22 protein-coding genes and 1 pseudogene are annotated in these 26,581 nt (G+C 55.1%); 11 read left to right on the top strand and 12 right to left on the bottom strand.

The window, feature by feature from the left end; genetic code table 11:
* Window positions 1-58 precede the first annotated feature (58 nt).
* From ACIQ5B_RS01090 to lexA, 9 genes are all read left to right on the top strand, one after another.
* Window positions 59-1,999, top strand: coding sequence for a SurA N-terminal domain-containing protein (locus ACIQ5B_RS01090; RefSeq protein ID WP_397597398.1), 1,941 nt, complete (start codon window positions 59-61; stop codon window positions 1,997-1,999).
* Window positions 1,986-3,461 (top strand): anthranilate synthase component I family protein, encoded by a 1,476-nt coding sequence (locus tag ACIQ5B_RS01095; protein ID WP_395628513.1) that lies wholly within the window; start codon window positions 1,986-1,988, stop codon window positions 3,459-3,461. The genes ACIQ5B_RS01090 and ACIQ5B_RS01095 overlap by 14 nt, the downstream gene beginning before the upstream one ends.
* Before the next feature lie 35 nt (window positions 3,462-3,496).
* Window positions 3,497-4,561 (top strand): alpha/beta fold hydrolase, encoded by a 1,065-nt coding sequence (locus ACIQ5B_RS01100; RefSeq protein ID WP_397597399.1) that lies wholly within the window; start codon window positions 3,497-3,499, stop codon window positions 4,559-4,561.
* Window positions 4,562-4,603: 42 nt separating this feature from the next.
* Window positions 4,604-5,188: an anthranilate synthase component II gene (locus ACIQ5B_RS01105; protein ID WP_397597400.1), complete on the top strand. Its 585-nt coding sequence runs from the start codon at window positions 4,604-4,606 to the stop codon at window positions 5,186-5,188.
* Window positions 5,185-6,180, top strand: coding sequence for an anthranilate phosphoribosyltransferase (gene trpD, locus ACIQ5B_RS01110; protein ID WP_397597401.1), 996 nt, complete (start codon window positions 5,185-5,187; stop codon window positions 6,178-6,180). The genes ACIQ5B_RS01105 and trpD overlap by 4 nt, the downstream gene beginning before the upstream one ends.
* Window positions 6,180-6,962: an indole-3-glycerol phosphate synthase TrpC gene (trpC, locus tag ACIQ5B_RS01115; RefSeq protein WP_397597402.1), complete on the top strand. Its 783-nt coding sequence runs from the start codon at window positions 6,180-6,182 to the stop codon at window positions 6,960-6,962. The genes trpD and trpC overlap by 1 nt, the downstream gene beginning before the upstream one ends.
* Window positions 6,955-7,422, top strand: a complete 468-nt coding sequence (gene moaC / locus ACIQ5B_RS01120) for a cyclic pyranopterin monophosphate synthase MoaC (protein WP_397597403.1) — start codon at window positions 6,955-6,957, stop codon at window positions 7,420-7,422. Before trpC ends, moaC begins: the two co-directional genes overlap by 8 nt.
* Window positions 7,419-8,600 carry a molybdopterin molybdotransferase MoeA gene (locus ACIQ5B_RS01125; protein WP_397597417.1) on the top strand — a complete coding sequence of 394 codons (1,182 nt, stop codon included), beginning with the start codon at window positions 7,419-7,421 and terminating at the stop codon, window positions 8,598-8,600. Before moaC ends, ACIQ5B_RS01125 begins: the two co-directional genes overlap by 4 nt.
* A 93-nt stretch (window positions 8,601-8,693) precedes the next feature.
* A complete protein-coding gene (gene lexA / locus ACIQ5B_RS01130; protein WP_397597404.1) occupies window positions 8,694-9,380 on the top strand; it encodes a transcriptional repressor LexA in 687 nt (228 codons plus the stop codon).
* Here the strand turns inward: lexA and ACIQ5B_RS01135 are convergent.
* The gene (locus ACIQ5B_RS01135) at window positions 9,374-11,524 is read right to left on the bottom strand and encodes a ComEC/Rec2 family competence protein (RefSeq protein ID WP_397597405.1); all 2,151 of its coding nucleotides are present in this window, start codon (window positions 11,522-11,524) and stop codon (window positions 9,374-9,376) included. The genes lexA and ACIQ5B_RS01135 overlap by 7 nt on opposite strands.
* A 250-nt stretch (window positions 11,525-11,774) precedes the next feature.
* On the opposite strand from ACIQ5B_RS01135, the gene ACIQ5B_RS01140 reads away from it, so the two are divergent.
* A complete protein-coding gene (locus ACIQ5B_RS01140) occupies window positions 11,775-13,061 on the top strand; it encodes a citrate synthase (protein ID WP_397577722.1) in 1,287 nt (428 codons plus the stop codon).
* Here the strand turns inward: ACIQ5B_RS01140 and ACIQ5B_RS01145 are convergent, their stop codons facing one another.
* From ACIQ5B_RS01145 to ACIQ5B_RS01160, 4 genes are all read right to left on the bottom strand, one after another.
* The gene (locus ACIQ5B_RS01145; protein ID WP_397597406.1) at window positions 13,062-14,408 is read right to left on the bottom strand and encodes a sensor histidine kinase; all 1,347 of its coding nucleotides are present in this window, start codon (window positions 14,406-14,408) and stop codon (window positions 13,062-13,064) included.
* Window positions 14,405-15,187, bottom strand: a complete 783-nt coding sequence (locus ACIQ5B_RS01150; protein WP_397597407.1) for a hypothetical protein — start codon at window positions 15,185-15,187, stop codon at window positions 14,405-14,407. The genes ACIQ5B_RS01145 and ACIQ5B_RS01150 overlap by 4 nt, the downstream gene beginning before the upstream one ends.
* Before the next feature lie 224 nt (window positions 15,188-15,411).
* Complete coding sequence (locus ACIQ5B_RS01155; RefSeq protein ID WP_397597408.1) at window positions 15,412-16,638, bottom strand: hypothetical protein; 1,227 nt, start codon at window positions 16,636-16,638, stop codon at window positions 15,412-15,414.
* 58 nt (window positions 16,639-16,696) lie between these two features.
* Window positions 16,697-17,008, bottom strand: a complete 312-nt coding sequence (locus ACIQ5B_RS01160) for an Hpt domain-containing protein (RefSeq protein ID WP_397597409.1) — start codon at window positions 17,006-17,008, stop codon at window positions 16,697-16,699.
* Between the two features lie 69 nt (window positions 17,009-17,077).
* Here ACIQ5B_RS01160 and ACIQ5B_RS01165 point away from each other — a divergent pair, with 69 nt between their 5' ends.
* The gene (locus ACIQ5B_RS01165; protein WP_397597410.1) at window positions 17,078-19,366 is read left to right on the top strand and encodes a hypothetical protein; all 2,289 of its coding nucleotides are present in this window, start codon (window positions 17,078-17,080) and stop codon (window positions 19,364-19,366) included.
* A 3-nt stretch (window positions 19,367-19,369) separates the two neighbouring features.
* Here ACIQ5B_RS01165 and ACIQ5B_RS01170 read toward each other — a convergent pair whose 3' ends face one another.
* From ACIQ5B_RS01170 to ACIQ5B_RS01200, 7 genes and pseudogenes are all read right to left on the bottom strand, one after another.
* Window positions 19,370-19,642: a DUF1467 family protein gene (locus ACIQ5B_RS01170; RefSeq protein WP_397597411.1), complete on the bottom strand. Its 273-nt coding sequence runs from the start codon at window positions 19,640-19,642 to the stop codon at window positions 19,370-19,372.
* Complete coding sequence (locus tag ACIQ5B_RS01175) at window positions 19,639-21,282, bottom strand: ribonuclease J (protein WP_397597412.1); 1,644 nt, start codon at window positions 21,280-21,282, stop codon at window positions 19,639-19,641. The genes ACIQ5B_RS01170 and ACIQ5B_RS01175 overlap by 4 nt, the downstream gene beginning before the upstream one ends.
* Window positions 21,282-22,064 (bottom strand): type III pantothenate kinase, encoded by a 783-nt coding sequence (locus tag ACIQ5B_RS01180; RefSeq protein ID WP_397597413.1) that lies wholly within the window; start codon window positions 22,062-22,064, stop codon window positions 21,282-21,284. Before ACIQ5B_RS01180 ends, ACIQ5B_RS01175 begins: the two co-directional genes overlap by 1 nt.
* A gap of 11 nt (window positions 22,065-22,075) precedes the next feature.
* Window positions 22,076-22,822, bottom strand: a complete 747-nt coding sequence (locus tag ACIQ5B_RS01185) for a biotin--[acetyl-CoA-carboxylase] ligase (RefSeq protein ID WP_397597414.1) — start codon at window positions 22,820-22,822, stop codon at window positions 22,076-22,078.
* Window positions 22,789-24,231, bottom strand: coding sequence for an NADH-quinone oxidoreductase subunit NuoN (gene nuoN / locus ACIQ5B_RS01190; protein WP_397597415.1), 1,443 nt, complete (start codon window positions 24,229-24,231; stop codon window positions 22,789-22,791). The genes ACIQ5B_RS01185 and nuoN overlap by 34 nt, the downstream gene beginning before the upstream one ends.
* A 2-nt stretch (window positions 24,232-24,233) precedes the next feature.
* Window positions 24,234-25,793 (bottom strand): NADH-quinone oxidoreductase subunit M, encoded by a 1,560-nt coding sequence (locus ACIQ5B_RS01195; RefSeq protein ID WP_397597416.1) that lies wholly within the window; start codon window positions 25,791-25,793, stop codon window positions 24,234-24,236.
* Window positions 25,793-26,581: pseudogene (locus ACIQ5B_RS01200) on the bottom strand (NADH-quinone oxidoreductase subunit L); the annotation flags it as partial. The pseudogene ACIQ5B_RS01200 and the gene ACIQ5B_RS01195, both read right to left, overlap by 1 nt.

Genomic DNA, 26,581 nt, shown 5'->3' on the forward strand with positions numbered 1-26,581 from the left:
CCGCCTAAAGCATCTCGCAACAATCGGCCTAGTCCGTAATATCAGGAAATTTCAGTTCATGATTACCTCCATTCGTTCGCTCATTAACTCCAAATTCGGCGCTATTTTTGCTTTGGGTTTTATCGGGATGATCGCCATTGCCTTCGCGCTTGGCGATGTGACCGGATCAGGCAATTTTGGTGGCTTGAGTGGCGGAAACGTTGCACGTGTGGGCGACCGGAACATCACATTGGGTGAACTGAACGATGCACTTGATAATCGGTTAAAGGCGGAACGTCAGAATAACCCTACGCTGGATATGGCCGGTTTCGTCGAGGGTGGTGGATTGGATTCAACGCTCGACCAGTTGATCAATCGCTACGCCATCACTGTGTTTGGTGAAGAATATGGTGTCGCCGTCAGCAAGCGTCTTGTGGATTCGGAAATTCGCAAAATACCCGGTGCCATGGGACTTGATGGTAAGTTTAGTGCAGACGCCTTTCGCGCCTTTGCCCAGCAAATTGGTGTAAGTGAAAAAGCGATCCGCGATGATCTGACACAGAATTTGTTTGCGCAACAAATCTTGCCGGCTGCGGCAAGCGGTCCGGCGGCGCCCGATGGCATGGCTCTGCCATATGCATCGTTGATGCTTGAGCAGCGTGCGGGACAAATCGCTTCGATTCCAGCCACCGCATTTTTGCCCAAGGTGCCTCCAAGCGCAGCGGCACTCACCAAATTCTATGCAGACAACGCCGCGAAATTCACGATCCCTGAAAAACGGGCAATCAGCTACGCGATCTTTGACAAGACTATCATTGCAGGCCGCGCAAAACCGACGGAAGCAGACATTGCGGCCTATTATAAAGCCAATGCTGCAAAGTTTGCCGCATCGGAAAGCCGCAACATCAGCCAGATGATCGTACCAACCGAAGCTGCAGCAAAGTCGGTTATTAGCCAGGTCGCGGCCGGCAAATCATTGGCCGACGTCGCCAATGGCTTGGGCCTTTCCGTAACGACAACCGCCAACGTCACCAAAAGCAGCCTTGCCAGCACGGCAACCCCTGCGGTTGCCGACGCGGTCTTTGCCGCAAAGCAGGGTACATTGGCAAAGCCAGCCCGCGGCAAGCTGGGCTGGACCGTTGCACGCGTCGATAGCGTGAACAACGTCGCTGCAAAATCACTTGCGGCGGCCCGCGCGGAAATCGAGAAGGAATTACTGCAGACGCGCAGTGAAGAAATGCTGACCGAAATGACTTCGGAAATCGAAGATGCATTTGCGGATGGCGGAACGATAGCTGACATTGCCAAGCAAAACGGCCTGTCGGTGAATACCTCGCCCAAATTGTTGGCGACGGGTCAGGATATCTCCAACCCGGCATATATACCCATTCCGGAAATGCAGGTCATTTTGCCCGCAGCATTCCAAATGGAAACCAGCGGTGAAGCCCAATTGATCGAGTTGGTACCCGGCGAGAAATTCGCGATGATTGCGGTTGCCGATTATGATGAAGCCGCGCCGCCACCACTTAGTGATGTCCGCGTCTTGGTTCAGCAACAATGGGCGTTTTCCGAAGGCGCAAAGGGCGCGCGCGCTGCTGCAGACCGTTTGCGTAAGCTGGTCGATAGCGGCCAACCGCTTCAGACTGCTCTTGCCGCGGCCAATGTCCAGGGCGCGCAGATTGAACGGCTGACCGGGACGCGTGCAGATCTTTACCGCGAGGGCCAGCCCGTGCCGCCGCCATTGTCGCTCATGTTCGCCATGAAAAAAGGCACCGCCAAAATTGTTCAGGCAGGCGGCGAGCGCGGATGGTATGTGGTGTACCTGACCGACGTTATTAAAGGTAACGCCAGCGGCAATGCGGATCTTCTTCGTGCCCGCAAGCAAGAGCTTTCCGGTATATTGCAGCAGGAATATGCCGCACAGCTGATCGTCGCTGCATCGAAAGATGCCGGTGTTGAAAAGAACGAAGACGGGATCGCGGAAGTGCGCACTCGCCTAACCAACCGTGACGGCAACTAAACCTGAACTCATATGGCGCAAGCGCATTGCTGATACCGAAACGCCGGTATCAGCGGCGCTGAAGCTGTTTGTTCCGGAGCGTGGCGATTTCATTCTGGAATCGGTCGAAGGCGGCGAAACGCGCGGACGGCATAGCCTTATCGGCCTCGCACCCGATCTGGTGTTCCGCGCGGCCGGCGATAGCGCCGAAATCAATAGTCAGTGGATGACCGACAGGACCGCTTTTGCGCCCTCTCCTTTGTCATCATTGGATGCGTTACGGGCGCTTGCCGCTGATTGCCGCATGGATGTTCCCGAAGAGCTGCCGCCCGCCCTCGCCTGCTTGGTGGGCTATTTCGGTTACGAGACAATTGGCTTGGTCGAAAAGCTACCGCGCGCACCGCAATCGGCGCTTGAGCTGCCGGACATGCTGTTCGTCCGTCCAACTGTCATATTGGTGTTCGACCGGCTGAAAGACGAAGTGTTCCTCGTCTCGCCAGTTTGGACCGGCTTAGGTGATCCACAGGCAGTGGCATTGGCGAATGAGCGCCTTGATGAGACAGAGCGGTTGTTGAACCTTGGCCAAGTGCCGTCTGCTGGCGCGGTGTCAGTATCCGAAGAACGCGAAATCAAGCTTACGCCTGTGTTGCCCGAGGGCCGCTATGCCCAGATGGTTGCGTCGGCCAAAGACTATATTGAGGCAGGCGATATATTTCAGGTCGTGCTTGCCCAGCGTTTCACCGCACCGTTTGACCTGCCGCCGGTGCATTTATACCGCGCCTTGCGGCGGATTAACCCGTCACCTTTTCTATACTTCATCGATCTTCCCGGCTTTGCGCTAATCGGCTCCAGTCCCGAGATATTGGTCCGCGCGCGCGGCGGCGAGGTAACCATCAGGCCAATCGCTGGAACGCGTCCGCGCGGCAAGAGCAGCATTGAAGACGCTGAAAACCGTGCCTCATTATTGGCTGACCCCAAAGAACGCGCAGAACATCTGATGCTGTTGGACTTGGGCAGAAACGATGTGGGCCGCGTGACCAAAGGTGGCAGCGTCACCGTAACCGACAGCTATATGGTCGAATTTTACAGCCATGTGATGCACATCGTCTCCAACGTTGTTGGGGAGCTTGCTGACGATAAAGACGCCATCGACGCTTTGTTCGCAGGCTTTCCCGCTGGCACTGTCAGTGGCGCACCCAAAGTCCGCGCCTGCGAAATCATTGCCGAACTCGAGCCAGAAACCCGCGGCGCCTATGCGGGCGGCGTTGGATATTTCTCGCCCAATGGCGATATGGACAGCTGCATCGTTCTACGCACTGGCATCGTCAAAGACGGTGTCCTTCATGTACAAGCGGGCGCCGGTATCGTGGCGGACAGCAACCCCGAATATGAACAGCGCGAGTGCGAGGCAAAAGCCGGAGCGCTGATTGCGGCTGCGCGTGAGGCTTTTCGTGTCGCGGGTGAAGCAAAATTCGGACAGTAGCTTGACGACTACGTAAAGGTCGTTAGCTAGTATCCATGCGTAAATTTCTGATAGCTTCACTGGCATTATTGTCCGCAATTCATACTCCGGCCAAAGCTGAAGTTGCGTCCCCCGCAGAGGAAGACGCTGTGTTCGCGAACTTTACCTTTGCGAATGGCGAACGTCTGCCCGAACTGAAAATTCATTATACAACGCTCGGCAAGCCAAAGCGCGACGCTAAGGGTAACGTCACCAATGCCGTGATGATCCTCCATGGCACCGGCGGCACGGGGCATCAGTTTTTTCAGCCTCAATTTGCGGGTGAGCTTTTCGGCCCTAGCCAAGTGCTCGACACAACCAAATATTTCATCATTTTGCCGGACAATATCGGCCACGGAAAATCGACGAAGCCAAGCGACGGGCTTCGGATGGCGTTTCCGAAATATGACTATGCCGACATGATCGCGGCGCAGCACCGGTTGGTGACCGAAAAGCTTGGCGTGAAAAAGCTGAAGTTAATCCTCGGGACCTCAATGGGCTGCATGCATGCGTTTATGTGGGGCGCGACCTACCCCGACGCCGTCGAGAAGCTTGCACCATTTGCATGCCTTCCTGTCGAGATCGCCGGACAAAATCGCATGTGGCGCAAGCTTTCCATGGATGCGATCAAAGCTGATCCGACCTGGAACAATGGTAACTATACAGCGCCGCCATTATCCGGACTGCGCACGGCAGCGAGCCTTAACCTAATAGCGAGCGCAAATCCGTTGGCGTTGCAGGCACAATATCCGACCCGCGCCACTGCTGAGGCGTTTACAGATGAAGCCTTCGCGCGGATCGTTACCCGCAACGATGCAAATGACATTATCTATCAGCTGGATTCTTCGCGGAATTACAACCCTTGGCCAACGCTTGAATCGATCAAGGCTCCGACATTATGGATTAACTCGGCCGATGATTTCATCAACCCGCCCAATTATGGCATCACGGAAACTGCCATGAAACGGATGCCCACGACAAAGTTCATCCTCATCCCTGCGTCTAAAGAAACAAAGGGCCATGGAACGCATAGTTGGGCCAAATTCTGGAAGGAGGAACTGGCAAAATTGCTTGCGCAATAGTGCCTCTTCCAACCACGAGTTAAAGCCGCTAGGGCATCGCCCATGATCCTTGTCATCGACAATTACGACAGCTTTACGTGGAACCTCGTCCATTATCTGATGGAGCTTGGCGCTGAGGTTGAGGTCGTTCGCAACGATGATATGTCAGCGGGACAGGCTCTGTCGTCGGGTGCGGAGGCTTTTCTCATTTCGCCCGGGCCGAAAACGCCGAATGAAGCGGGCGTGAGCCTTGAACTCGTCGCGGCTTGTGCAGAGGCTGGAAAGCCTTTGCTGGGCGTTTGCTTAGGGCACCAGACCATTGGCCAGCATTTCGGCGGCACCGTCGCCCGCGGCGGATTGATGCACGGCAAAACATCGCCGGTCACACATGATGGAAGCGGATTGTTTGAAGGCCTGCCGTCCCCGTTTCAGGCAACGCGTTATCATTCGCTTATCGTCGAAAACGTCCCGTCGAGCCTTGTCATTAATGCAACCAGCGATGACGGCCATGTCATGGGCTTTCGCCACGCGACGCTGCCGATCCACAGCGTTCAATTCCATCCCGAAAGCATTGCCACGGAACATGGCCATGCGATGCTGGCCAATTTTATGCGCATTGCCGGTATGGCCGTGAAGGAAAGAGCATGAACCCCTTCGGTCCCCTGCCCGACCCGCAGCATCTGTTTGACCATGACGAGGCCGCACAGGCCTTTGCGGACATCCTTGACGCACGTGCCTCTGAAGATGAAATACAGGCGTTCCTCGTTGCGCTCACCGCGCGCGGCGAGACTATGGTGGAAATTGCCGCCGCTGCGCAAGCCATGCGCGACCGGCTGATCCCCATTGATGCACCTGAAGGAGCTATCGATGTGTGTGGCACGGGTGGTGACGGGCATCATACGCTTAATGTTTCCACCGCCGTTTCAATCGTGGTTGCGGCGTGCGAGGTTCCAGTGGCGAAACATGGCAATCGCGCCGCGTCATCAAAGGCTGGTGCGGCAGATACGCTTGAAGCCCTCGGCCTCGACATGGAACGCGCCGGACGCATGGCGGAAGAGACGCTGAAAGACTTGGGCATTTGCTTTTTGTTCGCAGCCAACCATCATCCCGCGATGAAGCGGATTCAACCGATCCGCCAACGCATTGGTCAACGCACGATTTTCAACCTGATGGGCCCGCTTGCCAACCCCGCACGCGTAAAGCGCCAGCTGATCGGTATTGCACGGCCTGCCTATGTCCCTGTGTATGCTGAGGCGCTTCATCACCTTGGCACCGAACATTCGCGGATCATTTCGGGCGATGAAGGTCTTGACGAATTAAGCTTGGCCGGCGGCAATGAAGTCGCCGTGGTCGAACCCGAAGGCGTTCGGTACCAACGTACCACCGCCGCTGATGCGGGCCTACCTGTGCATCCGGTTGACGCCATTCGCGGCGGCGATGCGCAGCATAATGCGGCTGAGTTGCGCAAGTTGTTGCTGGGCGAACATGGCGCGTATCGCGACGCCGTATTGTTCAATGCCGCGGAGGCTTTGTTGGTCGCTGGTGTTGTTGAAACCATGCCCGATGGGGTTGAAGAGGCGGCAGAGGCAATCGATAAGGGCCTTGCCAATGCGTTGCTGAACTGTTGGGTGAAATATTGATGGCCGATAAGCTTGCAGAAATATGCGCGACCAAGCGCATGGAAGTGGCGGAACGAAAGCCGAAGGGCGTGTCGCATTGGCCTGCCCCATCCCCGCCGCGTGGCTTCGAAGCGGCGCTGCGTTCCAAAAGCGCATCTGGCATTGCGTTGATTGCGGAAATCAAAAAGGCGAGCCCTTCAAAAGGCCTCATCCGCGCAGATTTCGATCCAGCAGCCCATGCGATTGCCTATCAGGCGGGCGGTGCTGCTTGCCTCTCGGTTCTAACCGACGCGCCTTATTTTCAGGGGCATGAGGATTATCTCATCGCTGCGCGCACCGCCTGCGACCTGCCGGTCATCCGAAAGGATTTCATGGTCGACCCATGGCAGTGCGCCGAAGCACGGCAAATGGGCGGTGATGCCATTTTGATTATCGTCGCGGCATTAGACGATGTTGCCATGGTCGAAATCGAAGATGCGGCTTTTGCCGAAGGGCTGGATGTCCTTGTTGAAGTGCATGATGAGGCCGAATTGGACCGTGCGCTTACGCATCTGAAATCGAAATTGGTCGGCGTGAACAACCGCAATTTAAAGACATTTGAAGTCGATCTGGCGACGACCGAGCGTTTGGCAAAGCTTGTGCCCGCCGACATTTTGCTGGTGTGCGAAAGCGGCATTTCGACGCATGCCGATTGCCAGCGTATGGCATCATCCGGAGTCAACACCTTCTTGGTCGGCGAAAGCCTGATGCGGAACGCCGATGTTCAACTTGCCACACAACGGTTATTGACCGGACATGGCTGATCTCACGCATCTGGGTGCCGATGGCGCCGCACATATGGTCGATGTGTCGGCCAAAGCGGATACCGCTAGAGAGGCGGTTGCTGAAGGACGCATCACTATGTCCGCTGAGGCGCTTGAGGCTGTGCGCGTTGGCAACATCAAAAAAGGCGATGTGCTGGGAACCGCGCGGATTGCTGGCATCATGGCGGCTAAAAAGACGAGCGAACTTATTCCGCTTTGTCACCCGCTCATGCTCTCCAAAATTGCCATCGCTTTTGAATTTGAAGACCATGGCATTCGCGCAGAGGCGCGTGTGCGGTTAAATGGTCCAACGGGTGTGGAGATGGAGGCTTTGACCGCTGTGTCCGTTGCCTTGCTCACGCTGTACGACATGGCCAAGGCGCTCGATAAATCGATGGTGATTTCCGACATACGATTGCTGTCCAAAACGGGCGGCAAATCGGGCGATTGGCACGCATGATTTCGGTCGCCGAAGCGCAGGCCAGATTGTTGGCGCTGGCTTCGCCATTGCCATCTGTCGAACTGGAACTCGCCAAGGCTGCACGGCATTATCTGCACGGCACGCTCCATGCGAAACGCACACAACCTGCGGCCGATCTATCGGCAATGGATGGATATGCTTTATCATCGGCTGCGTTTCCCGGGCCGTGGCATGTAATCGGTGAAAGCGCCGCCGGTCGGCCCTTTGCAAGCGTATTGGAACATAACCAAGCCGTGCGCATCTTTACAGGTGCGCATGTCCCCGCTGGCGCGGATACTATTTTGATTCAGGAAGACGCTGCGCGTGACGGCGACACCCTCATGGCCACGACGAAGGATGCACTTGCGCCGGGCATGCATATTCGCACGGCGGGTGGTGATTTTTCGTCCGGCGATACCGTTCTCGCGAAAGGAACCTTGCTGGAGGCCGGACCGTGCGCGCTGGCGGCTATGGCTGGCCATGGCACCGTTCAGGTTGGCCGTTGGCCGCATGTAACGATTGTTACAACAGGCGACGAGCTCCTGCCTCCGGGCATAGAGTGCAGTCCAGCGCAGATACCATCATCAAACAGCCCGATGCTGCACGCGATGTTATCCAACCTGCCATGTAAAATCACGGATGCCGGCATTATTGCAGACCGGCTGACCGAACTGGAAACAAGGTTGAGTGCGCTTGCATCAACCACCGATATCATCGTCACGACGGGCGGCGCGTCGGTTGGCGACCATGATTTGGTCCAGGCTGCACTGCGCAATATTGGCGCAGATATGGACTTTTGGAAGGTCGCGATGCGCCCCGGAAAACCCGTGATGGCGGGAAAGATTGGCAACACAATAGTGCTGGGCTTGCCGGGCAACCCGTCTTCGGCGTTCGTAACGGCCTTTCTGTTCCTGCTGCCGCTGATACGCCATATGGCGGGCAGCCTGTCGCCCTTACCCGAAGTCTTTGAGGCAAAGGCCAACAACGCATTGTTTCCGGGCGGAAGCAGGACAGAGTATGTTCGCGCCAGGGTCGAAGGCGGTGCCATCACAGCTTTCACCTCGCGGGATAGCGGCTTGGTCTCGCCGCTATCGCACAGCAATGCGCTGATTATCCGTGATGTAGACGCACCTGCCACGCCATCTGGCGCGGTTGTGCAATATCATCGGCTGTTCTGACCGCAACGCGCTTGCAGTGCACAAATGTTCTTGACCTAACCGCATTTGTTCTCTAATCGTTCTTCTCATGTTCAACATGATGGAACCCTGAATATGCTTACAGCCAAACAGCATGAACTGCTTGTGTTCATTAACCAGCGACTTGATGAAAGCGGTATTTCGCCCTCATTTGAAGAAATGAAGGAAGCGCTGGATTTGAAGAGCAAATCGGGTGTGCATCGGTTGATTGGTGCTTTGGAAGAACGCGGCTTTATCCGCCGTCTTGCAAACCGCGCCCGCGCGCTCGAAGTGATGAAACTGCCCGATGGCGGCAACTTGCGTAGCGATAATGTGACCAAGCTTACCCCCGCGGTTGCCAGCAACAAGGCGCAGGTGCATTTGCCGGTGGCTGCAAACGACGTCATGGAAATCCCGCTGCATGGCAAAATTGCTGCGGGTGTTCCGATTGAAGCGTTGGAAGGCCAAAGTTCCTTGTCGGTGCCCATGGCGCTGTTGGGCGCTGGCGAGCATTATGCGCTGGAAGTTTCCGGCGACTCGATGATCGAGGCGGGGATATTGGATGGTGATTACGCCCTCATCCGTAAAGCCACCACCGCGCGCGATGGCGAGATTGTTGTGGCATTGGTTCATGGTGAAGAGGCAACGCTGAAATATCTGCGCCGCGAAGGTCAGAAAATCCGTTTGGATCCGGCCAACAGCACATATGAACCGCAATATTATGCGCAGCATGAGGTTGAGGTTCAGGGTAAGCTAGCGGGTCTATTACGCAGATATCATTGATGTAAATCTGCGTTTTGCTGCGCAGCTTTGGCTGCCTCCACCCATGGCATATGCGCGCGATTTTCGTTGGCGGTTATCACGCGCTGTTCGGCCAAATAGATAGCAAGTCCGCCGGTCTGCTCTAGCAGCCTGCGGTCTGCTTTAATCCATTTCGGTCTGCAGCTTTGCGGCAACCATCGGTCGCTCATGACGATGTCCACGCGCCTGCAGGCCGCAGCCATCTCCATCGCTGGCACTCGATAGGCCGTGCGCGTTGCCAATATCGTCCACGTCCTGTTGTGCGCAGCTATCGATATAATGCAGTTGTCGGGTGTGCAGTTTGCGCCCGGCCATTGTTCTATCGGTGTGGCGACAGCATTGCTTCCCGCTTTTTCGGAGATCATGTCCCGAACAAAGTCGCCTGCCTTTCCACGCAATAGTGCGACTTTTCCGTCGGCTGCGACGAGTGCGAGATGTTTTCCATCACCCGTGACCAATATATCGGGCCGTGGTGCCAATATCATTCCCGCAATGCCGACAAGGAAAATCGGGATACCGACATAACGGATGTGCGTTTGCAGCAAGCCAAAAAGCAATGCCCCTGCCCAGAATGCCGCATAAGACCAGATGGGCATTTCAGGCATCATCGACACCGCGCCGGGCAAACCGCTCACAAAATGTGCCAATGCCAAAATCGCCAAAATCCCTTGTCCGGCGAGCCACCAGAAAGGCCCGCCAAGGCCGACCAAATCGAGGGCAAGTGCCAACGCCTCCAACGGCATAATCACGAATGTCGTCATGGGTATCGCGACGACATTGGCGAAGGCTCCGTAAAGTCCGGCCTTATGAAAATGAAACAACGCGATCGGGGCCAAGACCATTTCGATGGCGAGCCCGGTGAGCACCAGTGAAAGAACGGCCCGGGCAACTCGATATAGCGTCGGCTCGTCCCGCCGTTCGGCAAAGCGCTTCACCAGTGGTAGTTCGTGAAGGATGACAATCGTGGCAACAGCGGCGAAGCTCAGTTGAAAACTTGGACCGGCCAATGCCTCTGGCCAGAATAGCAGGACAATCAACGCGCCAAATGCAACCAGACGCAGGGTCAGCGCGTCCCTGCCCAACGCCAGTGCCACGAGCACCAAAAGCGCAGCAATGCAGGAACGTATCGTTGGCACCTCTGCGCCCGTTAAAAGGGTATAGGCTACTGCCCCCATTGCCGCAGCGGCCGCCGCACAGATCGGCACAGAAATCCGCAAGGCCAGCCATGACGACAATGACAGCAACCGGCTGACCGCGATAAAGATAAATCCAACAACCGCCGTCACATGAAGCCCGCTAATTGAAAGCAGATGCGCCAACCCGCTGTCCCGCATCGCTTGTGCATCCGCCTCGCTTATGTGCCCCTGGTCCCCCGTCACAAGCGCCGCGCCAATGGCACCAGCATTAGGCGGCATGGATGTCAAAATATGCTGCGTGAGTTGCGCCCGCTTTGCCGAAAACATCGCATTGGTCCTTGCGGGCGCAATTAAGGTTACGGTTCCCAATGCAGACCCGGTTGCGCCGATCTGTTGAAACCATGCCCGGCGCGCAAAATCATATCCGCCCGGCAAGGTTGGCCCAGCAGGCGGCATCAACCTCGCCCGCAACCGAATGACCGCGCCCACTTGAAATGTTGATTGATATTGTTCGGGCGAAAGATTTACGCGGACGACCGGAGGCAATCCGCCCCGTGCGTCGGTTGCAAGGCGCAGGCGTACAACCTCCCGTGCCGTAAGATTTTCGACGACTTCAATCCGCCCATAAAAATCACCGATCCAAATCTTGCCCAGCACGGGTTTGTCGACGACCGCCGACTTCAGGCTAATGAGCCCGAAACCAAGCAAAATGGCGACTGCCGCCATCCCGAAAAATTGACGGCTGCGGCTATGCGGTTTCGCCAGCAACGCAAACAGCGCAACCGCAATGGCCATTAACAACAGTCCCGGGGCCGCCGAAGCCCCACCAAATTGCCAAATGACGATCCCGATGCCTATGCCAACCGGCAACCACAAAGGCAGCTGATCGCGCTCCCGATCAAGCCAATTTTCAAGGGCGCTGAACCACCTACGCCCCCCGCCCAAGCGCGGCATATTGTTGAGGGCCAAAATGTCCGATATCCCCACCACAAACGCTACCTACCACCATTATGCAGCGTGGCAAATAACCTCCCAATTTTTGGCTATTGTTTGCCTTGACGGCTGCTAAATTTGCTACCATTGGGCTAGCAACGACAAAGCCATTTTCTCCCCATGAAATAGTGGCATTTGAAGGACCGAAAGCAGTCGCAAACGACGTTTTGAACGTTCTGTGTCTTAAACGGAAATATGCCCGGTTGGGCGGCCCGCTATGTCGGGTAGCAATGTATGGAGTTTGAAAATGGCCGATAATAACGCAACTCTTACCGTTGGCGAAAACAGCTTTGAATTGCCGATCATGAAAGGTTCGGAAGGACCCGACGTAATCGATATCCGCAAATTATATGCAGTGTCAGATCATTTTACGTTCGATCCCGGCTTCACCTCGACCGCAAGCTGCGAATCTGCGCTGACGTTCATTGACGGTGATGAGGGCATCCTGTTGCACCGTGGTTATTCCATTGAAGAGCTTTCGGAACAGTCCAGCTTCATGGAAGTATCATATCTTCTGCTGAATGGTGAACTCCCCAACAAGGCGCAGCTCGATCATTTCAGCCACACCATTTCACGCCACACGATGCTGCATGAGCAGCTGGCGACATTCTACCGCGGTTTCCGCCGCGACGCGCACCCAATGGCGATCATGTGCGGTGTCGTCGGTGCACTATCGGCATTTTATCACGACTCGACGGATATCAGCGACCCAACGCATCGCATGATTTCCAGCCATCGTTTGATTGCCAAAATGCCAACCATCGCCGCAATGGCTTATAAATATTCGGTTGGTCAGCCATTTGTTTACCCGGACAATAGCCTATCCTACACTGGCAACTTCCTGCGCATGACCTTCGGCGTCCCTGCCGAAGAATATGTTGTAAACCCAGTCATCGAACGCGCGATGGACCGGATTTTCATCCTCCATGCCGACCATGAACAAAATGCCTCAACATCGACCGTACGTCTTGCTGGGTCATCGGGTGCCAACCCGTTTGCATGTATCGCAGCGGGCATTGCCTGTCTTTGGGGCCCAGCGCATGGTGGCGCGAACGAAGCTGCGCTCAACATGCTGCGCGAAATCGGCACGCCGGATCGCATTCCGCATTACATTGAACGTGCCAAGGACAAGAACGATCCCTTCCGCCTGATGGGCTTTGGGCATCGGGTCTACAAAAACTACGATCCGCGCGCCTCTGTCATGCAGAAAACGGTGCGTGAGGTTCTGACCGAGCTGAACATTACCGACCCGATCTTCGATGTTGCGATGCAGCTTGAAGAAATGGCGCTAAATGACCCATATTTCATCGAAAAGAAGCTGTTCCCGAACGTAGACTTCTATTCCGGCATCATTTTGTCGGCGATTGGTTTCCCGACGGAAATGTTCACCGTGTTGTTCGCACTATCCCGCACTGTGGGCTGGGTTGCACAATGGAATGAAATGATTTCCGATCCGGCACAAAAAATCGGCCGCCCGCGTCAATTGTACACGGGTCCAAACCACCGCCCATATCCGAGCCTAGACCAGCGTTAATTATTGTGGAAGGCGGAGCGTGAATTTAGCGCCTCCGCCTTTTGCATCCTCAACGGTAAGATCACCGCCCATCGCGCGTGCCAGGCGTCGTGATATATAGAGACCAAGGCCGCTTCCGCCATCACCGGTGCGTCCTAAGCGTTCAAATTTCGCAAAAATACGTTCGTGGTCATCGACGCTAATGCCCGGACCTTGGTCCGACACGGATATATATGCAAATCCATCCTCCGTGCCGACGTCCACCTGAACCTCAGTTCCGTCGGGCGAATATCGGATCGCATTGGTGATAAGGTTCAGCATGATCTGGAGCACGCGCTTGAGCTCTGCTGTGGCCGGCACATATGTTTGGGCGTCAGGCAGCGAGATCGTCATGCGGTGATCTGCAGCCGTTAACGTCAGCAAACCAGCAGCGCGCCGCGCAACATCGCCTAATTCGATATCATCCTTTGCGGTCGAAAAGCCGGGTCGTTCGACGGCTTCCAAATCGCCCAAATCGTCCACAAGGGCCGTAAGATGCCGCGCCGCATTGGCAATGTCGCGGGCATATGCGGCATAATTTTCACGAATTGGCCCCAACAACTCGCTGCCCATCGTTTCGGCATTGGCAATGATACGACCCAATGGTTGCCGAAGAACCGGCGCAAGCTGCTTCCCAAAAAGTGCGCCCGAAGATGATCTATCCGCCTGCGCAAAGTTAGCTACCTCGACCTTCCCGTGTTGGGTAAGGGACAGCGTATAGCCAGAAATCTGCCCTGCGCCGTCACGTTCGGCCTGCCCCGATACCGACATACACATATCGTTGAGTGTACGAACGCTGCGGCGACTGATCGGGAGAAACCTCTCAACATTCTGGAAGGCTGGTGGTGCGTCCTGGCCGAGAAGCCTGCCGAGTATGATTTTAGCTGAAGAGCCAAAATCTGTATTTTTTACAATTTTTTCAACTGGTCCGCTGGCGTCAACAAGGCGCAAGGTTTGATCAAATCTAAGCTTGACCGGTTCTTGACCTTGATCAGGCCATATATCTCGCGACTTTGGCTTGACCGCAACATTACCAATATCGCGCCAGCCCAAGATGGAAAGTTTAACGTCCTTGTTAAAAGGCTCGGCCTCCACCCACAGCTCAAGACTGTTTTGCCCGTCCGCAACGCGAACAGCGCGCGCGAGCCGCATTCGAAGACCTGCGACCATTTGCGTAAGGCTAAGCAAGGCTGGGCACGCCAGCGTACCGCCCAGATTGCCACCTGCCCGAATATGAAGCTGCTGCAACGCGTCGTCCGCACGCAGCAAGATACCCGCAGACGACACCTCACCTGATATAACGCGCGAAAAAGGCGCAGCATCGTTCATGTTTTGCCAAAACTTAAAAACAGTGACCGGGCAGTTGACCAATCGCTGAGTTGCTGTCCGGCCATTTCAGGGGTGAAATGTGCATACTCAGCCTCGAACAGCGCAGCTTCGCGGATAGAGAGTATCTGAGATCGCAAGTCGATCATCGTCTGCAGAGCCACATGCTTTGGAATGCCGGCGGCGGCCAACATGACCATCATCGGAAATGCAGACTCAAAATCTATCAACCGAAGGATATGATCATGCCCGATATTCAAGTCCGTGCCGAGATGGGCAACGAAAAGGTGGATCCCGGCATAATGTGGATTGGACAGCGAGGAACGATCTTCGCCGCTTAAAAAATGCACAATTTTTCGGGCGGATGCCGGTGCTGTCCGCGCTTCGTCATAGCTTGCAATCAACGCGCGCGCGTTATGGATTATCCTATCCGATCGGCTTCCGGATAACAACTCAAGCGCAGCGACAATCCGCCAACACATTTTGTGCAAAAGCTCCGGTGGCAGCGTCAGATAAGACCGGCCCTGCGAACGCAACTGCACGCTATCCGCGGCGAGCAACGCTTGTGCCGCATCGGTCACATGTGTGTCTGCATGGTCGAGCAACTCAACCGCCAATTGGGAAAACCCGCCCCCAAGCCGTGCCATCAAATTGTCTTCAGCAACACGTGCGAGCGCGAAATCAACAAATTCGGATTCCCGCAAAAACCCGGATCGCGCAAGCAATGGTCCGCACATCGATTCCACGGTAGCGCCCTGCAACCTTGCTTCAATGTCACGCACGATCTGCAACAGTTTTACTGAAACTGCGCTTATTGTGGCCTCCGACGGTGTGTGGACCGCTGATGGAAATATAATGGATGCGACGTCGTGGCACAGGGCATCAACATCGCGGGCATGTGCGCACGCGATTGAGAGCAGATCATCTTGGGGACCAAGTAAAGCGTCCAAAGCCTATCCACTAACGTTCGTGGACGCCGTTATAGGTTTTTTCGGTTAACGGCGTTTTAAGGCTGATCCGCCTTTTTATCGGGGCCGCTATCATAGCATGCGAACATAAACGCGCTCAGCTGCGCGACCATGATCCATTGCAGCGCATTGGTGAAGCCGAGACCGGCTGTACCGGCCAAAGCCAAAATGGACAGCAAGGCTGGCGACCGCAGAAGCCCGTCGGCCCAACGCGGCAACACGACATGCATGCAAATCCATGCGATGGAGGCCACCGCAAATGCAGCGAATAGGCCATCATTCGTATAAGACGTATCCATATACGCCGCGCCAAACATCGCAATAACAAGCAACGACAAGGTCACTGCCGTCAGCTTGGGGATTTTACCCTGTCCGTTCAGATCGTCAGTGGTTGCAAGCCGCAGAGAATTGGATGCGACAGCACCAAAGGCCGCGCCAGTTGCTGCTAAATCGAAGCCGGACATGCCAAGCGCCACAGCGCCCAACGCAAAAATCGGACCCGCAAATTTGACGATCTTAAGGCCGATTGGACTTTGCCATAGGATGGGAACCAATTTGGCGGATACTGGCCCCAGAATCCGAGCCTCAACAAAACCCGGCTGACTTAAAACCCGCCTACGTAAAATTTGCTTGTTCAGCTGCACAAAATCCTGCGGACCTTGGACGATGTTCAAGGTTCCGTTGTTAACATGTTGTTGCGACAAAAGTCTCAACGGCACATTCGCGAGGATGGCCTGCCGCAGCAGCGAGGAAATGATGCTCCAGTCTTCGGGTAGATCTTTCAGCATCGCGATCGTGCTCGCGCCCACAATCGAGATGCCTGCCCAGCGCGTATTCAAATCGATGCGCTCAAAAAGGCTATTTTCGTCGCGCCCATCCACCGTAGCCACGAAGTTATCCGGCGATTTCGAAAGCGTTTCGACAAAGTCAGGCTGCACATATAGCTGCCCAGATTGAACCCAAATACGGTCGTCGAGCTTTAAATAGCGCTGAATATCCGCACCTGTGCGGACGAAATCGACGAGGACGTTTTTCTGCCGCCATTGATCGGCCAAGGCCAGCATTGCGCCGTCCATATTTTCCACTTCAACCAGAAACCGTGAAATTCCCGCGCGGAAAAGCGTTTTGATCTGATACTCCACGAGCGAACCGCCCGCCAACTCGGTATTTGGCTTATCCATGGGCGCTCGCGACGCAGACACATCGCCACCGGTAACGGACAGCAACGCGACAGAGAGCTTTTCGGGAACGCGCGCGGATACCATAAGTCAGATATGAAGATTAGATGTCTTTTGCCAATCAAAATCTACAAAAATGGATCAATCATTGCGCAATGAAATGTTCGATATCGCATATAGCATGATTGAGTTTACGAATGACGACAGGATCACCGGGCGCGCCTTCGCTTGCTTCGTCCGCCAGCACCATGAGGTGTGTCGCGCCAAAGCTTGCGGCCAAACCTTTTAAACGCCAGCTGGAATACTGCCAATTTGCGTCGCAACGCGCCCGCGACAATAGGCTGATTTGGCGCTTTACGCTCTCGACGAAAGACACACGCAGTTCCGCCATTAAGGATGCGTCATCCCCCACTGCAGCCTTTAACGCTGTGTCAAATGCACCATAATCCATCGACATTTTTCGGTGTTACAACAGATGGTGTTAAGTTTGCGTTTCTCTCTCGCAATAATGTGGTAAAAAGGATTTATGACCACACGCTCAAAAATCGTCGGCTTGACGCAGCACATCTCGGACCAATCTTCGCACGACGATGTCGCGGCCGAAGCTCATGCGACAGCGGGTTCGCTTCCGGATGCTGCCGACACAGCAAATATTGAAGATACGTATGAATTTGAACAGCCCCAGCGTAGTGTTTTGGCATTTGTGGTGCCGGCGGTGCTTCTCCTCGCATTTGCGTGTTGGACCGCATTTTTCGGACTGACCTATTGGCCTGAGGCGCAAGCAGGCCTCAGCAACAATCGCATTGTTGAGCTCATTGTGCGTTGGGCCGTTCCCGCATTACTGATCGCCGTGTCTTGGTTGTTGGTGATGCGTAACAGCAGCCGGGAAGCAACCCGATTTGGTAACGTCGCAGCGTCGTTGCGCAACGAAAGCGTTTTACTGAGCCAGCGGATGCGCACCGTGAACGAAGAAATCGCGTTGGCCCGCGAGTTTTTGTCGCAAAATGCGCGCGATCTCGAGTCGCTTGGACGCCAGTCGTCCCAAAAATTGATGGAGTCAGCCCAGGTCCTTACCGCGGCGCTCGCCGATAGCGACCAAAAAGCAAAGACACTTGAGACTGTAAGCCAATCCGCAAACACAAATCTTGAGCAGCTCCGCAAGCATTTGCCAGTTGTTACAAGCGCAGCGAAAGATGTGACCAACCAGATCGGCAGCGCTGGCAACAACGCCCAGATGCAGATCAAATCGCTCATTGCGACTTTGGAGCGCGTTCGCGATGCAGGCAAATCGGTGCGCGATTATATCGATGGCGTTGAAGTGCGCGCCGACGATATGGCTGTTAAATTGGAACAGTCGCTGAGCAGCAGTGCAAAATTGCTCGACATGCGGAGTGCAGAGGCGCTTGACCGCAGCGCCGAAATGGCGACGTTGATGGATAGCGCAACGCAAGCCATGTCCAGCGGCATCGCGCAGGCATCGGGTGACATTGGCGCGATCCTCTCCGTTAGTCAGGAACAGATTCAGTCGAGCCTTACCGAATTACGGAAGGCTCTTGGCGACGTTGGTAGCCAAACCGATCAGGAAGAGGCGCGCATCCGTGCAATGATTGCGACGATCAGCGCGCACATTCATTCAAGCGCACAGCAGATTTCAGAGGTTGACCGCGTCGCGACCGACCAGACGTCCAAACTGGCCTTTGCCGTATCCGCTTTGGGCGACAGCACGCGCACTGTTGGTTCGGCGCTGACAGACAATCAACTTGTCACCCAACAGCTGATCGACCAGTCCCATAAGCTGTTGGAGTCGCTTGGTACGGCGAACCATGAAATTAGTGAGACAATTCCTGCATCTATGGATGCCCTCAGCCTACAATTGTCCGATGGCGTCGCGCAGATAAAGTCCGCTTTGACGAACGCGGAATCGCTCGAGCAATTGAGTGGCAGCATGCTTGAGAAGCTGAACGGTCTGGAGCAGATTATTGCGACCCAGCGCGACTCTGTGGACGCACTGATGACGCAGAGCGATGCCCATTTCGCCGCCCGCCATGACCAAGTCGATGCGCTTGGCTCGTCGCTGCGACAGACACAATCGCTACTTCAGGAAATGTCGGATGAGGCAAATGGCCAACTGGTGACCGCATTGCTGCGTGTCCGCGAATCCACACGCGCTGCGGCGGAAAGCAGCCGGAAGATCTTGGATGATGAACTCGCCCATATCTCCGAGCAACTGACCGAACAAAACCGGACTGCACTTGCCAATGCACTGGACGCGCAAGTTGCGTCGATGAACGCTGCCGTTCAGGAAGCGATTGAGCGCAATGTAGAGCTATCCGAAGCTGCGACCGGTCTGGTCGTCAAGCAGCTGGCTGAGCTAGGCGAAATGACGACCACTCTTGAAGGCCGCATTGCCGATAGCAAAAACAGTTTTGAATCGGTTCAAGATGACAGCTTCGCCCGCCGCATGGTGCTGTTGACGGAATCGCTCAACTCAACAGCCATAGATGTCACGAAAATATTGTCGAACGACATCACAGACACCGCATGGGCGTCCTATCTCAAGGGCGACAGGGGCGTGTTTACCCGCCGTGCCGTGCGCCTTATCGATTCAAAAGAAGCAAAGATCATCGCCAATCATTATGGCAACGACAGCGAATTCCGCGAGCATGTGAACCGCTATGTGCACGACTTTGAAGGCATCATGCGCCTGTTGCTCAGCACACGTGATGGCAACGCCATTGGCGTCACGCTTTTGTCGTCCGATATTGGCAAGCTATATGTTGCGCTGGCCCAAGCGATCGAGCGGCTTCGGAAATAAGCCTTAAACAGGCCTATTTATGAGCCAGTCAAAACTGTGCCGGTCGACCCAGCCATACACATAATTGGTGTAATATAGACCAAAGAGCGCTGCGGATAACAATGTTGTCCGCAACAATATGGTGCGCGGTTGGAAGTTCCCGGGAGCGCTGTCGGCTTGTCCTGGTACCTTAGGCAGCCCTAATTCTTCATGCGTACGCACGCCGATGGGAAGGATGACAAACGCGGTCATCACCCAAAAAAGCGCGTAAATGGCTATAATTGATGTCCAGTTCATGCGGTCTCCAATATCATCACATCAACAATCGGTTTTTTGCCGGTCCAACTGACGGCAACACGGCGAACGGCCAAACGAACGGATTCGCGCAGCTTTTCATAATCGCCACGATTATCCTTAATCGCCTTTATCGCAGCTGTCGTGGCTTCGTCGATAAAATCATCCAGATCTTCTTCGATGGGAACGCCATGCAAACGGATTTCCGGGCTTCCCAACAATTTGTCATTCGCACCAAGCGCGAACGCGACCGATATCAACCCGTACCAAGACAGACGCCGGCGTTCGTTCAACGTAGCGCCGTCCGCCGCGATGATGGTGTCTCCATCGAGAATGAGGCGCCCGGTACGTTCCTTGCCAATCGTCTTTGGTTCGCCGGGTGCCAAACGCACGACGTCACCATTTGACTGCACGACAGCCTTTGGAACGCCATGCGCGCGCGCGAAACGTGCTTGCTCTGCCATGTGCCGACGTTCGCCATGCACTGGGACGAGGATTTCAGGCCTGATCCAATCATATAGAGCCGCAAGCTCCGGCTGCCCCGGGTGACCCGATACATGGACATGCGCCTGCTTTTCGGTAACCGTCAGAATGTTGCGCTCGGCCAGCTTGTTCATGATGATGCCAATGGCAATTTCATTGCCCGGTATCTGCTTGGACGAGAAGATGACGGTGTCGCCCTCCTCCAGCTTCACGGGATGATTACCTTCTGCAATGCGCGCTAACGCAGCGCGGGCTTCGCCCTGCCCGCCTGTCGCAACAACCATGACTTCGTGGCGCGGCAGGCTGTCCACTTTTTCCATATCAATGGTTTTGGGCAGGTCTTTCAAATAGCCATTGGCCTGCGCTGCCTCAAGGATACGGTGCAACGACCGACCGGCAAAGCACAAGGTCCGGCCGCTTTCGCGTGCAACTTCGCCCAACGTCTGCAACCGCGCTGCGTTGGAGGCGAAAGTTGTCACAACAACCCGCCCCTTCGCGGCCCTGACGGACTTTAGCAGGTCGTCCTTCACGCTGCCTTCGCTGCCGCTATATTCATTGTTGAAGACGTTTGTGGAATCGCACACCATCGCCAATATGCCGGTGTCCCCAATCGCGGTTAGCGCGTCGGCGGTCGTTGGGCGGCCCAATACAGGCCGTTCGTCCAATTTCCAGTCACCGGTATGGAAAATCTTGCCATAAGGCGTGGTGATCAAACAGGCGCTCATTTCAAGGATGGAGTGCGCCAGCGTCACAAATTGAAAATCGAACGGCCCCATGGAGAATGCGCCTTCCATGGGAATAACATTCAGCTCCACAATATCGGCGATGCCTTCTTCCTCCAGCTTACCGCGAATGAGCGTTGCTGTGAACGGCGTCGCATATAAAGGCACACCAAGGTCGGCTGCAAAATAGGCCACTGCGCCAATATGGTCTTCATGACCATGCGTCAGGACGATGCCCAAAAGGTCTTTTTTACGCTTCTCAATAAATTCCAGATCTGGAAGTACGAGGTCAACGCCGGGATATTCTGAATTGGCAAAGGTGAGGCCAAGGTCGACCATCACCCACTTGCCATCGCAACCATATAAATTGACGTTCATGCCAATTTCATTTGACCCGCCAAGAGCAAGGAAAAGCAGTTCATTTTTTGGGGTCGTCATTATGTAATTTCTCTATTCCTGTACAAAAGCGCGAGCCCCCGCAGCGTCAAATCGGGTTCTACCCGGTCAAATAAATGGCCATGTTGCTGAAACAAGATTGCCAAACCGCCGGTCGCAATAACCGATACCGGTTCACCAATTTCATTTTTCATTCGGGCAATCATTCCCTCGATCATTGCCACATAGCCCCAATAGATACCAATCTGCATTTGTCCAACAGTGGTTGTGCCAATGACACTTTCATTCGGCGGTGGTTCGATTGCAATTCGCGGCAGCATCGCCGCTGCGCCATATAAGGCATCCAGCGACAGATTAACGCCCGGTGCGATGCTTCCGCCATAGTAAGACCCATCGGGCCCAATATGGTCAAACGTCGTAGCCGTGCCGAAGCTAATCACAATCTTATGCCCGTCGGCGAGCGCATGTGCCGCGACGGCATTCACGGCGCGATCTGCGCCAACTGAATGCGGTTCCGCAACACGCAGCTGAATGCCCCACCCAACGGCCCCTCGTCCAGCCACAAGCGCTTCACAGCCAAAATAATGCTTCGCCAACAGCTGCAGATTGTGCAGCGCACGCGGCACGACGGTCGCGATGATTACGGCGTCGATATCAGATCGGCGGAATCCCGCCATCTGGATGAGCTGATCCAGCCAAACCGCATATTCATCGGCAGTGCGGCGCGCGTCTGTGGCGATGCGCCAGCGGTGCAATATCTCGCCGCTGTCATCGACCAAAGCAAATTTCGCGTTGGTATTACCTGTGTCTATTGCGAGCAACATCGCCCACCCCTTTACACTAGAAAAACATCTGCTGCATGAATGGCACGAATTGTGCCGTCCGCCAAGCTAAGCCGCAGCGCACCTTCATCGTCCAAGCCTTGGAAAAGCCCATGCAATTCTTCGCCATCGGGCAATCGCGCCGACAGGGCTGTTCCGCGCGGATGCGCACATTCTTCCCACTGCCGGATAATCGGCCCCGTGCCCGACAGCCGCCAGATCGCCAGGTACCGGGCAAAGGCATCGGCCACGATTTCCACACTCGACTGCGCGTCAGGTGGTGTTGCACCAAGCGCGGCCAAGTCTGACACCTTGCGGTCAAGATTTTCCGGATGCCAAACCAAGTTTAGCCCAATGCCGACAATGACCGCGTCGGCCGATCGTTCCAGCAATATCCCGCACAATTTAGCTCCATCGCGCGAAAGAATGTCATTTGGCCATTTCAGGGAAATGTCGACATGCGGTGCGATCTGCCGGATAGCATCGAACACGGCCAACGCTGTTACAAAAGCCAAGCTGGCTGGCGCCGGGTCGGTATCCCGCAGACGAACAATGGTGCTTGCGAACAGATTGCCCTTTGGGCTTTCCCAGCTGCGGCCCAGACGCCCTCTGCCGCCGTCCTGCGCATCAGCGCGAAGCCATAGTCCTTCGGGTGCACCCTGCGCTGCGCGCGTCAACAAATCCGCGTTCGTTGACCCTGTGCGCGCAACCTCTTCAAATATCAGCGTCAGAACAGCGCCTTTGCCGCAACCGCGGTCCAAACGCCGAGCGCTGGAATGGCAAAATACCCAAGCGGCGAGTTGGCCGCGGCAAGAATGCCACCGGTCCAGACAAGCACCTTATCATCGCTTTCCGCGATAACATCTGCCGCATCATCAAAGTACATCACTTTGACAACCTTAAGGTAATAGAATGCGCCAATGACCGACGCCGAGATGCCGATGACCGCCAAAGGCAGCAGGCCGGCGGCGACAGCGGCATTGAATACCACCAGCTTACCCCAGAAGCCGAACAATGGCGGAATGCCCGCGAGACTGAACATGAAAATGGCAAAGGCTGCAGCAAGTGCGGGACGAGTCTTGGACAGGCCAGCGATATCGGCAAATTCTTCGCGATAGTTGCCGTCTTTGTCCTTCAACTGCATCAAGCACACAAATCCGCCCAAGGTCATGGCCACATAAATAGTCAGGTACACAAGCATGGCAGCAATGCCCTGCTCTGTTCCAGTGGCAAGCCCGATGAGGATGAAGCCCACATTGTTGATCGAGCTGTACGCCATCAGGCGCTTGAGGTTTTGCTGACCAATTGCGCCAACCGCGCCGATGATGATCGACATCAACGCCACCGCAATAATGATTTGCTGCCACACCAGAACCTGCGAACCAAATGCCTCAAGCACAACGCGCATCAACAAGGCGATCGCTGCAACCTTTGGTGCGCTCGCAAAAAATGCGGTGACCGGTGTTGGTGCGCCTTCATAGACGTCGGGCGTCCACATATGAAATGGCGCGGCACTGATCTTAAATGCCAATCCGGATAGGATGAACACGATACCAAAGATCAGGCCAAGGCCGACTTCCTTGTCCATCGCGAGGCCGATTGCGGCAAAGCTTGTCGATCCGGCAAAACCATAGACCAACGATGCGCCGAAAAGCAGCATACCGCTCGCAAGAGCGCCAAGGACGAAATATTTTAGGCCGGCTTCCGCCGAACGGCCATCCGAGCGCACGAAGCTGGCCAGAACATAGGCCGAGAGGCTCTGAAGCTCCAAACCGATATACAAGGAGACCAGGTCCGTCGCCGATACCATAATGCCCATACCGACGCAGGAAAGGACGATAAGAACCGGATATTCAGCGCGCATTGCGCCTGCTTTCTCCAAGAACCGCGGGGCGATGGTCAGAGAAATAGCTGCAGCAATATAAATCAGGAGCTTGGAGAAATTGCCAAAGGCATCATTCACCATCAAACCATCAAAGGCCGACGCGCTGGAGCCCGTACCAAGCGAGCTCGCGGTGAAAGCAGCGGCGGCACCCAAAGCAGCAACAGCCAATATGCTGATAAGGCGGCCAGCCTGATCCATCCAGGCAGCCAACAAAAGCAAGGCAAGCGCGGAGAAGCTGAGAATAATCTCAGGACGCACCAAGGAGAGCGAAGCAGTAAGTTCCATTATTAATGGCTCCCCTCAGCCACGTCTTTTTTAGGTTCATGAACAACGCGAAAGCGCGCTGTGGTCGGGTCGACAGCCATCAATTTACTATCGCCAGCTGGAGCCGCCCGTTCAATACGATCAACGATTGTCGCAACATCGCGGCGAATGGGTGCAAGGAATGTTTCGGGATATACGCCCATCCACAACACAACGACCGCAATCGGTGCGAGCAGCCACATTTCGCGGCCGTCAATATCCTGCATCGCAGCCGCGTCTGCATTGACCTGCGGCCCGAATGCGATCCGACGATAGAGATACAACATATATCCAGCGCCAAGGATGATGCCCGTTGTCGCAATCAGCGTGGCCCAAGTGGACACCTTATAGGCGCCCGCGAGGCTCAGAAACTCCCCGACAAAGCCGCTTGTTCCGGGCAAGCCGACGCTGGCCATGGTGAACAGCATGAACAGCAATGCGTATTTGGGCATATTCACGCTGATGCCGCCGTAACGGCTGATTTCGCGTGTGTGCAGGCGGTCGTAGATCACGCCAACGCAAAGGAAGAGCGCGCCCGATACCAAACCGTGGCTGAGCATCACGATGATCGCGCCTTCAATACCCTGTTGGTTAAAGGTGAAGAGGCCAACAGTCACAATCGCCATGTGGGCGACCGACGAATAGGCGATCAGTTTTTTCATATCCTGCTGCACCAGCGCCACCAGCGATGTGTAAACAACCGCGACCATCGACAGGCCGAACACCAGAGGAATGAAGTTGGCACTCGCCTCTGGGAACATCGGCAAAGAGAAACGCAGGAAGCCATAACCACCCATTTTCAGCAACACGCCAGCCAGAATGACCGAACCCGCCGTCGGCGCCTGAACGTGCGCATCGGGAAGCCATGTGTGCACGGGCCACATCGGCATCTTGACCGCAAAGGATGCAAAAAATGCCAACCACAACAATGTCTGCGCCTGCACAGGGAAATCTGTGTTGAGCAACGTCGGAATGTCGGCGGTGCCGGCGAACTGGATCATCCACAACATCGCGATCAGCATCACCACCGACCCAAGCAAGGTGTAGAGGAAGAACTTGTACGACGCGTAAATGCGGTCCTGACCACCCCAAATGCCAATGATGAGATACATCGGGATCAAACCGGCTTCAAAGAAGATGTAGAACAGCAACAAGTCCTGCGCCGCGAATACGCCGATCATCAGCGTTTCCATCAACAGGAAAGCCGCCATATATTCGCCGACACGCTTTTGAATGCTGTTCCAGCTGGCGCCGATGCAAATGGGCATCAGGAACACCGACAGCATGATGAGCGTCAACGAGATGCCATCAATGCCAAGTTTCCAGCCAATCGGGCCAAACAACTGCGCGCTTTCGGTGAACTGCCACTGCGCGCCAGCGGGATCATAGCTAATCCACAGCACCACACCCAGAATGAAGTTGACGAGCGTCGCGCCAAGCGCAATCGGGCGCGCCAATTCGGCACGAACGAACAAGCACAATGCAGCCGCCACCATCGGAATGGCTAGCATGATTGAAAGGACAGGTATATCTGCGGCGTTCATTATGTTCTCACCATCATCCAGCTAACCGCTGTGACAAGGCCCAAAAGCATCACCAGCGCATATGTATAAAGATAACCCGACTGCATTTTGACTGCGAGCTTGCTGCCAAAGGTAACGACAGCAGCCGAACCGTTCGGTCCAAACCGGTCAATGATACCAATGTCGCCCTGCTTCCAGAACAGGCGTCCAAACCAAAAGGCCGGGCGGACGAAGACCGCATCATATAGTTCGTCGAAATACCATTTGTTCAGGAAGAAACGGTACAATGGTGCAAAGGCAGTCGCCAAGCGCTGCGGCGCATCCTTTGACTGCTGATACATCACATAAGCAACCAACAATCCGGTCAGCATGGCCACTGTCGACGACAGCTTCACCCACAACGGCACCTCATGCATGGCGTGCATCAAATGTTCATTGAAGGACAATGTGCTGTTCGCCCAAAATGCCTTGCCAGTTTCGGCGTCAATGAAGCCACCGTGGAATACAAAACCAGCGAAAATCGCGCCCAATGTCAGCACGCCCAACGGGATAAGCATGGGCAAAGGACTTTCATGTGGATGATAGCCAGCGGTGCCGTCATCGTGCTCGGCATGGGCATGGGCATGGGCATGGGCATGCGCATGTTCATCATGATCGCCATGGTCGTGCATCGCATGTTGAATATGCTCCGACTGTGCCCAACGCGGCGTTCCGAAGAATGTGAGGAACATCAGGCGCCAGCTGTAGAAGCTGGTCAACAATGCCGCCAGAACGCCAATGCCAAACGCATACATATGGAAGGTCGAGTG

The organism is Sphingorhabdus sp. (assembly GCF_044374345.1).
In the GTDB taxonomy this organism is placed as follows: domain Bacteria; phylum Pseudomonadota; class Alphaproteobacteria; order Sphingomonadales; family Sphingomonadaceae; genus Sphingorhabdus_B.